At 65.2% G+C, this 10,024-nt stretch carries 10 protein-coding genes; 4 read left to right on the top strand and 6 right to left on the bottom strand.

Going from position 1 to position 10,024, the window contains the following annotated elements; all coding sequences use genetic code 11:
• Positions 1-122: 122 nt before the first annotated feature.
• Entirely contained in the window at positions 123-305 is a 183-nt protein-coding gene (locus AC1RNP_RS03095) for a hypothetical protein (RefSeq protein WP_493049775.1), read from the bottom strand.
• Between the two features lie 129 nt (positions 306-434).
• Between AC1RNP_RS03095 and AC1RNP_RS03090 the strand changes: the two genes are divergently transcribed.
• From AC1RNP_RS03090 to AC1RNP_RS03080, 3 genes are all read left to right on the top strand, one after another.
• The gene (locus tag AC1RNP_RS03090) at positions 435-2,084 is read left to right on the top strand and encodes an alkaline phosphatase family protein (protein WP_493049774.1); all 1,650 of its coding nucleotides are present in this window, start codon (positions 435-437) and stop codon (positions 2,082-2,084) included.
• Between the two features lie 119 nt (positions 2,085-2,203).
• Positions 2,204-2,782: a hypothetical protein gene (locus tag AC1RNP_RS03085; RefSeq protein ID WP_493049773.1), complete on the top strand. Its 579-nt coding sequence runs from the start codon at positions 2,204-2,206 to the stop codon at positions 2,780-2,782.
• Between the two features lie 238 nt (positions 2,783-3,020).
• Positions 3,021-5,321 carry a S8 family serine peptidase gene (locus AC1RNP_RS03080; RefSeq protein ID WP_493049772.1) on the top strand — a complete coding sequence of 767 codons (2,301 nt, stop codon included), beginning with the start codon at positions 3,021-3,023 and terminating at the stop codon, positions 5,319-5,321.
• Positions 5,322-5,471: 150 nt separating this feature from the next.
• Here the strand turns inward: AC1RNP_RS03080 and AC1RNP_RS03075 are convergent, their stop codons facing one another.
• The 4 genes from AC1RNP_RS03075 to AC1RNP_RS03060 all read right to left on the bottom strand — a co-directional run bounded on the left by AC1RNP_RS03075 (position 5,472) and on the right by AC1RNP_RS03060 (position 8,407).
• The gene (locus AC1RNP_RS03075) at positions 5,472-5,966 is read right to left on the bottom strand and encodes a DUF4189 domain-containing protein (RefSeq protein ID WP_493049771.1); all 495 of its coding nucleotides are present in this window, start codon (positions 5,964-5,966) and stop codon (positions 5,472-5,474) included.
• A gap of 23 nt (positions 5,967-5,989) precedes the next feature.
• Positions 5,990-7,132 (bottom strand): TrbL/VirB6 family protein, encoded by a 1,143-nt coding sequence (locus AC1RNP_RS03070; RefSeq protein ID WP_493049770.1) that lies wholly within the window; start codon positions 7,130-7,132, stop codon positions 5,990-5,992.
• Positions 7,133-7,191: 59 nt separating this feature from the next.
• Positions 7,192-7,893: a hypothetical protein gene (locus AC1RNP_RS03065; protein WP_493049769.1), complete on the bottom strand. Its 702-nt coding sequence runs from the start codon at positions 7,891-7,893 to the stop codon at positions 7,192-7,194.
• A gap of 127 nt (positions 7,894-8,020) precedes the next feature.
• A complete protein-coding gene (locus AC1RNP_RS03060) occupies positions 8,021-8,407 on the bottom strand; it encodes a hypothetical protein (RefSeq protein WP_493049768.1) in 387 nt (128 codons plus the stop codon).
• 312 nt (positions 8,408-8,719) lie between these two features.
• Between AC1RNP_RS03060 and AC1RNP_RS03055 the strand changes: the two genes are divergently transcribed.
• Positions 8,720-9,091, top strand: a complete 372-nt coding sequence (locus tag AC1RNP_RS03055; RefSeq protein WP_493049767.1) for a helix-turn-helix domain-containing protein — start codon at positions 8,720-8,722, stop codon at positions 9,089-9,091.
• Between the two features lie 66 nt (positions 9,092-9,157).
• On the opposite strand, the gene AC1RNP_RS03050 is transcribed toward AC1RNP_RS03055, so the two are convergent.
• Entirely contained in the window at positions 9,158-9,826 is a 669-nt protein-coding gene (locus AC1RNP_RS03050; RefSeq protein WP_493049766.1) for a response regulator, read from the bottom strand.
• Between the last annotated feature and the right edge of the window lie 198 nt (positions 9,827-10,024).

The following is a 10,024-nucleotide window of genomic DNA, read 5'->3' as shown; positions in this document are numbered from 1 at the left end:
CCGGAGGGCGGCGCACAGGGATGTGCGCCGTTTTTCGACCGAGCCATGGATGGCGAGTCGAAAAATCCCGATAACAATGAAACCCTGGGGCTGACTTGTCGGGGAAAGCGTTTTTCTTTGGTTCATTTCTTTTGACGCTTATCAAAAGAAATGAACTCGGCCACGTAGCGGACGAAACGCTTTTGACCTTCAACAGCAACAACAACAGCAAAAGCCAAATGGATCCCAGCTTTCGCTGGGACGACGATGAAGCAAATAGCTGGATTCCGGCTTCCGCCGGAATGACGAGCCAAAACAACGTCCATGGATGACCAGCCATACGGCTGTTGAGACCCCCGCCTTCGCGGGAATGACAAGCCAAACCCACCTCCCCGTCATGTCCACGCAACGTACACCCCCCAAAGTACGCCCGCCGATCCCCCGGAGCCCTGTCCATGCGCCTCTTCCAATCCCCCGCAGCCACAGCCGTGTGCTGCGCAATCACCACCGCACTCATCGCCACGCCCCTGCTGGCCGCTGGCCCGCAAAAAACCGCAGTCCGCAAGGAAACCCCGCAACGCTGGTACGACGAAGGCGCGCAAGCCGCCCGCGACGGCGCCGCGCAGCGTCCAAGCCCGTTCAAAGCCAAGAACGTGATCCTGTTCGTCGGCGACGGCATGGGCCTGTCCACCGTCGCTGCCGCGCGCATCCGCGAAGGCCAGCTCAAGGGCGCCAACGGCGAGGAGAACGCGCTGTCGTTCGAGCGCCTGCCCTACGTCAGCCTGTCGAAGACCTATTCCGTCGACGGCCAGACGCCCGACTCCGCGCCGACCATGACCGCGATGGTCACCGGCATCAAGACCAACCAGGGCGTACTCAGCGTCACCCAGCGCGCGCAGTACAACAATTGTGCGTCGGCGCGCGGCCAGAACGTGGCGACGATGCTGGAACTGTCTGAAGCGCTCGGCCTGGCCACCGGCATCGTCAGCACGGCGCGCATCACGCACGCCACGCCGGCCGCGACCTACGCGCACACGCCCAACCGCGACTGGGAAAGCGACGCCGAACTCACCGACGAGGCCAAGACCAACGGCTGCAAGGACATCGCCCGCCAGCTGGTCGAATTCCCCTACGGCGACGGCCTGGAAGTCGCGCTCGGCGGCGGCCGCAGCTACTTCCTGCCCAACACCGTCGCCGATCCGGAAGACGCCGGCAGCAAGGGCCGCCGCAAGGATGGCCGCAATCTGCCGCAGGAATGGACCGGGCGCCGCGGCGCGGCTTATGTCTGGAACAAGGCACAGTTCGATGCGATCAATCCGCGCAGCACGCGGCATCTGCTCGGCCTGTTCGAGCGCTCGCACATGGAGTACGAAGCCGATCGCGCCAAGGATGCCGGCAAGGAGCCGAGCCTGGCGGAGATGACCGCCAAGGCCATCGACGTGCTGGAAGCCAACAACCGCAAGGGCTACTTCCTGATGGTGGAAGGCGGCCGCATCGATCACGCCCACCACGCCGGCAATGCCAGCCGCGCCCTCACCGACACCATCGCGCTATCCGACGCGGTGCGCACCGCGCTGCGCAAGACCGACGCGCGCGACACGCTGATCATCACCACCGCCGATCACAGCCACACCTTCACCGTCGCCGGTTATCCCGATCGCGGCAACGACATCCTCGGCAAGGTGATCACCGACGGCCAGCTGGCGCTCGACAGCAACGGCAAGCCCTACACCACGCTCGGCTACATCAACGGCCCCGGCTATCGCGGCCCGGTCGCGCGTCCGGATCTCACCGGCGTGAACACCGCGCAGGTCGACTTCCTGCAGGAATCCGCGGTGCCGCTGGAATCGGAAACCCATGCCGCCGAGGACGTCGGCATCTACGCGCGCGGCCCCGGTGCGCACGCGTTCCAGGGCGTGGTCGAGCAGAACACGATCTTCCACGTGATGGCGCAATCGCAGAAGGACGTCAGCAGCTTCCTCTGCCAGCTGTTCGGCGGCTGCGGCCCGCGCAACAACGCACGCGCGCCGCTGCTCGGGCCGCTGCTGGAAGACGATCTGCGCGCCGGCATGGCACGCAACCGCAACAACGCGACCAAGCAATGACCGGCAGCGGCTTGCTCCGCGGCCTTCTGTTGTCACTACTGGCGCTCGCCGGCCCGCTTCGGGCCGGCAACGCGTCCGTCGAGGCAACGGCTCTCGAATCCGACCCGCGAGAGGCCCTCGTGGCCGAATACACGGTGCGCGACGCGCGCGGCGAACGCACGCTGGTGCTGGTGCGCGATGCCGAGCGCGTCGAATACCGCATCCAGGACGAGCACGCCCAAAACGAGCCGATCCAGCTGTGGCGACAGACCGCCGACGGCATCGCGCATCTGGAACTGTTCCCGCAGGAGCGACGCAGCATCGCCTACGCCCCCGGCGATCTGCGCACCCTCGACCGGGTGCCGCAATGGACGCGGCTGACCGGCCTGATCGATCCCACACTGCTCACGCGCCTGCGGCGCACCGGCAGCGGGCATGCCTTCGATGAAGTCGTCACGCGCCATCGCGGCGACGATGCGAACGGCGGCAAGGTGGCGCTGGACTGGCTCGAAACCGATGCCCTACCGGCGTACTTCCGCAGCGGCACGGGTGACACGGCATACGTATTGCGCCTGCGCAAGCTGCAACGCATCCGCGCTGATACGGCGTTCACGTCCACCGCCGACTATCGCGAAGTCGACTACGCCGATCTGGGCGACATGGAGCTCGATCCGTTCGTCGCTCGCTACCTGCGGCGACACGGGCACGCGGAGCACTGATTCCACCGGTGTCATCCGGGCCTCCGCCAATCCACAACCGACTGAAATCAAAACAGATTCAGCGAAATCGCTCGTGGTCAGGCTGTGCTGAACCGTTTTAACAAATCAGATTCAACGGGTCAGAAAATTCTGACGCGTCAAAGCGGGATATGACGATATGTATTTACGACCACCCGCATCCGGCGTCTGTTAGGCTATTTCTGTCACACGTTCTTCACGCGTGTTCGGGGAGTTCATCATGGTATCCGTCACATCCATGCCAGCGCGCCGCCTGTTGTCGGCCGCGCTCATTACCTTGCTGTCCGCCAACGCGGCGATCGCCGCCGAGCCGATGGTTAACACCGGCGGCCTGCACGCGAAAGGCAACTACGACCGCTTCATCGTGAAGTACCGCGACGGCAGCACCGAACGCCGCAACCTCGCCGCCGCCCAGCGCACGCTGTCCGGCGTGTCCAAGCGCTCGGCCGCCTCGGCGAAGTCGCCCGGACTGGCCGTTTCGGTCCAGCACCAGCGCCGCCTGGCCATCGGCGCCGACGTGGTGCGCGCCTCGCGCAAGCTCAACCGCACCGAAGCGCTGGCGCTGATGGATCAGATCGCCGCGAACCCCGATGTGGAATACGTCGAAGTCGACAGCCGTCGCAGGGCGTATTTCGTTCCCAATGACGAGTTCTACAACCTGCAGTGGCATTACTCCGAAGCCACCGGCGGCATCGGATTGCCAGCGGCGTGGGACATCTCGAAGGGCGCTGGCACGGTCGTGGCCGTCGTCGATTCCGGCATCACCACGCACAGCGATCTGGGTGCGAACGTCCTGACGGGCTACGACTTCATCTCCGACCCCGAGATCTCGCGCGACGGCAACGGACGCGACAGCAACCCGAAGGACGAAGGCGACTGGACGACAACCGCCGGTGAATGCTACGAAGGCTCCGAGGCTGCGGATTCGAGCTGGCACGGCACGCACGTTGCCGGCACCATCGCCGCGGTCACCAACAACGGCATCGGCGTGGCCGGCGTCGCCTACCAGGCCAAGATCGTGCCGGCGCGCGTGCTCGGCAAATGCGGCGGCTACACCTCCGACATCGCCGACGCCATCGTGTGGGCGTCCGGCGGCACCGTCTCCGGTGTGCCCGCCAACGGCAATCCCGCCGAAGTGATCAACGTCAGCCTCGGCGGCCTCGACGAGCCGTGCAGCGCCACCGAGCAATCGGCGATCAACGGCGCCGTCTCGCGCGGTTCGATCGTGGTCGTCGCCGCCGGCAACGACGGCGTCAGCGTGCATCGCTCCGCACCCGCCAGCTGCAACAACGTGATCGCCGTGGGCGCGAGCGGCCGCACCGGCGCGCGTTCCGGCTATTCCAACTACGGCGTGCGCGTGGACATCACCGCGCCCGGCGGCGACGGCGAAGAGGGCATCGCCTCCACCCTCAACGAAGGCACCACCACGCAGGCCGCCGAAGCGTATGCCTACTACCAGGGCACCTCGATGGCGACGCCGCACGTCGCCGGCGTCATCGCGCTGGTGCAGGCCGTCGCCACCAGGCCGCTTACCAGCGCGCAGATGGAGCGCCTGCTCAAGAACACCGCCCGGCCCATGCCCGTGGCCTGCGGCATCGGCTGCGGCAGCGGCATCCTCAACGCCTACCAGGCCGTGCGCGAGGCCAATACGCCGCAGACCAACGAATACTCGGTCTACGCGATCGGCAAGCAGACCGACACCGGCAGAACGCAGGTGCACGTCCTCAACGGGCATGACAGCTTCCAGACCTATCTCGCCAGCCTGAACACCGCCACCGGCAACACCGGCACCGACAACACCTGGGAATTCAAGGTCGCCGACTTCAACCGCGACGGCACGCCGGACCTGTGGGGCATCAACAAGATGGCCGGCTCCGGCAAGACCGAGGTGCACATCCTCGACGGCGCGACGAACTACTCCACCTACCTGCTGCACAAGGCAACGCCGCTCGGCAGGACCGGCAGCAACAGCGCCTGGGTGTTCCTGGTCGGTGATTACAACCGCGACGGCAGGAACGACCTGTACGCCATCGCCAAGACGCCCAGCTCCGGCAAGACCGAAGTGCACATCCTCAACGGCGCCGACAACTTCTCGACGTTCCTGCTGCACAGGGCAACGCCGCTGGGCACCACCGGCAACCACGACGGCTGGGTGTTCGGTCTTGGCGACTACAACGCCGATGGCATCCCCGATCTGTACGGCATCTACAAGACGGCGAGCAGCGGCCGTACCGAAGCGCACATCCTCAACGGCGCGAACGCGTTCTCCACCTTCCTGGTCCACGTGGCGACCGCGCAGGGCGTGACCGGTATCGACAACGCCTGGGTGTTCCAGATCGCCGACTACAACGGCGACGGCCGCGCCGACATCTACGGATTCCGGAAGAACGCGTCGGGCGCGACCGAAGTGCACATCCTGAACGCGAAAAGCAACTTCCAGGATTACCTGCTGCACAAGCGCATGAACCTCGCCGCGCTCGGCACCAATCTGGCCTGGAATCTGGGGCTCAGCGTGTTCTGAGGGTTGCACCGCGAGCCGATGATCGTCATCGGCTCGCGGCGATCCTCCCGACTGCATCACTCGCGCCCCCGCCGCGAGCTACCGCCGGACAAGCACGGCTATCGTCGGCATCTGCGTGAGCACATCGACGCGCTCATGCCTTCGCAGCCGCTATCGAACCAGTTCCGGCAAGCTGCACGCGGCGTAATAGACGCGGCAGTCGTCATCCACCTCGCGACATCGCCGCAAGCCGATGTCGGTGGCTTCCTCGACCGTGGCCGCGCCTTGCGACAGATGCGTCTTCTTTCCCACCACGGTGACGGCGCACTGGTTCGAATACGTCAAGTCAACCTTGCATTGTCGGCCGCCGGTCTCCTTGCACGAAGCCATCGCGGCGTTTTTCGCCCTGCGCTTGCTGCGCATGCCTTCGGCAGCACCGAACGCGCCCGTCAACCCATCGGATGCGATCGCGCCCCATCGCGTCGCCCACGCTGGCAGTTCCGGTTCTTGCTCCGGTTCCTGTTCCCGTATCGGCCCGCACAGGGCGACACCGAAACCATCGTTCTGGCTCCCGGTGCGATATTGCTCCATGCCTGGAGGACAGACGACCTGCGCCTGTGCCGCCCCCAATGCGATCAGCCATCCCGCCAGACCGATGATGGCCAACGATGTTTTCCCGAACTTCAACCTCATCCCCGCACCCTTTTGATGGCGTCGGCCTGACGCATCTCCCGACTTCCAGCCGCGCGCGCCGCCGACGCGGTGGCAACTCCGTTGCCGAGACCGCCCGCTTCCACCGCGGCCTGTGGCTGCCTGGAGTCCACGGGGGCGGCAGGCGTCCCTCGAGCAGTCCCGCCGCGCGCCCGCGCCTCTTGCATCGTGCCGCCGCCGAATGCGGACACATAGGAAAATCCCGCCAGCGTGCCCTGGAAGAACATCGCTGCTGCCGGCGGCATCGTGATGATCAGCATCGTCAGGATCACCCCGACACCACACTGCTGCATCGCCTGCGCCGACAACCCTTCCACGTCATTGCCCAGAATGCCGTTCACCGCCTTCGAGACCCACAACGCGATGGCGACCTTCGCCTCGAACTTCATCGCCATCGCCGTGACCACGCTGAGCATCGCCATCGAGAACAGCGTACCGATGCCATAGAGCAGCCACTTTCGGAACATCTCCTTCGTCTGCTCGAAGACCAGGCACAGAATGAACAGCGGGCCCAGGCCAATGAACATCGCCAGCGTGAACTGATACAGCAGCAACATCGTGCCCGCCGCCATCGGCGGGCTCGCGGCGCCAAACCCGGCCAGCAGCAGCGCCCGCGTCTTGCGTTCGCGCGCATCGTCGTCGCCTTCCACCACCTGTACTGCGTCGATGGCGCCAAGCGCCAGCTGCATGTAGGCGAGGTTCTCGTCGATGCTGTCCGCGGCCGTCCGGTCATCGTTGCCTGTGAACAGCGCATGGATTTCCTTGCCGAGATCCCGCGTCAGGAATGTGTGCAGATCACTACCCAGAAACGACATTGTCGTGGCGATCCCAACGATCAAGGCGATCCGCGCGCCATGCTCGACCGTCGCCGCCATCGACTCGCGCATCCGGCCGGTCACCATGCGATACCCGACCACGAGCACCCACAGTGTGACCATCGCCAGGGCGATACCGGTCGCCCAGGCCATCATGCGCTCCATCAAGGCGAGCGCGAACTCGTCGATCTCGCGCGCGAAGTAGTCGTAGATCAGCCGGAAGAAGACGAAATCGCCGATGCCCGTCGCGGCATGCGGGCCAACACCATCGCCTAGCGCTCGCAGCACGCCTTCTGCCCCTGTCATTGCTTTCATGTCGTTCCTTGCGACAGCGGGACGGTGCGCCCCGCGCTTCCTGTGTGCCATCAACGCGACAACGCCGCCTTCAATGTCGCCGCCTGTACCAGTTGCCCCACGATCGGATTGGCCGTGTCGCGATTTCCATCCAATGCGCGCCGGGAGAGCCGCGCGCGATCCTTCTCGAGCGATGCGATATAGGCCTCGTAGGCCTGCATGCGCGTTCGCCAGTAGTCGATCTCCATGTCGGTGCGCGCGGCGAAACGTTCGACCTCGTTGTCGTTGGCGGCCAGGGCGCCCTCACTCGACCCGACCGCGACGCGTTGCGCTTCGACGCCGGCCAGGAACTCCTGCTGATGCCGGATCATCCGCTTCAGCATGCGCACGGTTTCGTTGTAGCGATGGTTTTCCGCGGCGACGATGCGCTGGCACAGCTTGCGCTGCTCGTCGATGACGTTTCCCGACATCGCCGGCGGCGTCTGCCCGAACGCTTCGCCGATCTCCGACAGCATGCCACCACGTCCGGGGCAGGAGTCCTCCATGCCGTAGGTCACCGCGCGCTCGGGGAAGCTGTCGACGAATGCCGCGCTCGGGAACTGCAGGCGCTGCAACGGAATCCGCTGCTGCAGGTAGTGATCCCACTGCTCTTTCCAGCGCTTTGCGGTTTCGGTGTACTCGTGCGCCATCGTCATGATGACGGCGGGATCCTTGACGATCCATTGCGCCGACGCATCGCCGGCCAGCAGGCCGCCCGCGAGCAAAAGCCCCATGGCGATGCCACGCCCATGCGAGAGAGAAGAACAAAACTGTCGAAACATGACCGGCCCCTGTTGAACGGATCGACTGACTGCTGGCACTTCCCGGCATGACAGAACGGTCGCCCGTCCGCCATGCCGGTTACGAAAGCACCGTGTATTCCTTGCCGCGGCGAAGCCTGTCTTCGCGCTCCCGCGAACCGTCGCCCTGCGCCGACTCCAGCAACAACGCGTTGATGCAAGCGAGGTGATCGCTGGCCACCTCGCGGCACAGCCGTGCCCAGGCGCGCTGTCGCGACGAGGGTTGCCGCATGCCGGCGAGATCGGCGGCATGCGCCTCGATCTCGTCGGCGAGCAACAACAGGGCGTGGCCGTTCTGGTCCTCGCGCGCGGCCAGACGCATGCGGATGCGCGCCTGCAGCGCGCGGCGAACGCGCGCGACCACGAACAGCGTCGACAAGGCCGACAGGCATCCGATGGCCAGCGCGATCACCGGGGCGAGTTCTTCCGTGGCGTAGACGGCGTTCATCCCGGCCACCCCGGGTGTAAAGAACCCCGACCCGCCCGGCCCAAGGGGAAGTCAGCGGGCACGGACGGGCGGGGAGTGGAGGCGATACGACATGGAATCCTTTTCACATGGCTTCTCCGTGATCATGCGAATCGCAAATTGCCATCACAAATTGGCATTGTCAACAACTTGAAGTTGCATTTACCGGTTAGGGCTTACGCAACAATGGGTTGCGTTTGCAACGCGGTTGTTTTCCGCAGTGTTTTCGGCGGCGGAATTTCGCGGCGCGGCGCATTCATCCAGGACCCGTCTTGTAAGCGCCGCCCCGACCCGATGCCGCAACCGCCCCACGCCGAATTCGCCCGCCGGCTGCACCGCGCCCTGGATGCCAGCGCCTTTGCGGCCGGCCGCCGGCGCACGGGCGCGCTGTCCGAGTACTACGGCGTGAGCCGCGAGACCGCGCGCAAATGGCTGGGCGGCCTGGCCCTGCCCGAACTGGACCGGATGATCGAGATCGCCGTCCACCACCACGTCAGCTTCGAATGGCTGGCGACCGGGCGCGGCGTGCTCAAGGACAGCAAACTGGCCGTGCGCGACACGCCCGGCAAATACGGCGATCCGGTGGAAGCGCGCCTGCTCGGCGTGCTGCGCAAGCTCTCGCGCAAACAGCAGCGGGCGCTGATCGATCTGCTCGATACGCCCTGAGTCGTTCGCACGCGTACTTCCCCCGCTCGTCATTCCCGCGAAGGCGGGAATGACGAACCAAGGTCGTTACTCGACGTCTTCCGGCGGCAACGCCACCGACCCCGGATCGAGCGCGAGACGCCCGGCGATGAGCACCGCCTGCGTGCGGTTGCTGGCACCGAGCTTGCGCAGGATCGCCGTCATGTGCGCCTTCACCGTGGCCTCGGATACCCCGAGTTCGTAACCGATCTGCTTGTTGAGCAATCCGGCGCTGAGCATCTGCAGTACCCGGAACTGCTGCGGCGTGAGATCGCGCAGCCGCTGCGCGGCGTCGTGCTCTTCCGAGCCCGCCGCCGGCGCCGCCTGCGCGCTGGCCGGCGCCCAGCGGTCCCCGTCGAGCACGCGCGTGATCGCCTCGCCGAGCGTCGCGGCATCGGCGGATTTCGGAATGAACCCCATCGCCCCATGATCGAGCGCCCGCCGCATCACCGCCGGCTCCTCGCGCGCGGAGACCATCACGATGGGAAGTTGGGGATAAAGCGCACGCAAATGCACGAGAGCGCTGAAACCCTGCGCACCCGGCATGTTGAGATCGAGCAGCAACAAATCCGCATCGGGTTCAGCCTCCACCATCGCGTAGAGCGATTCGGCATCGTCCGCTTCGCGCAAGAGCGCCTGCGGCAGCACACGCTGCACCGCACCGCGAAGCGCTTCGCGAAACAGCGGATGATCGTCAGCGATGAGAAGAGTCGGCATTTGTTTTTCTTTTGGCTTCTAAAAATCTTTACGCAGCACAGTCAACAGGAGACCCGGAGGGCGGCGCACAGGGATGTGCGCCGTTTTTCGACCGAGCCATGGATGGCGAGTCGAAAAATCCCGATAGCAATGAAACACTGGGGCTGCTTCGTCGGGGAAAGCGTTTTTCTTTGGTTCGTTTCTTTTGACACTTATCAA

The sequence above is a fragment of the Luteimonas sp. GW821-FHT14E02 genome (assembly GCF_058803905.1).
This window is presented reverse-complemented; position numbering and strand designations above follow the sequence as displayed.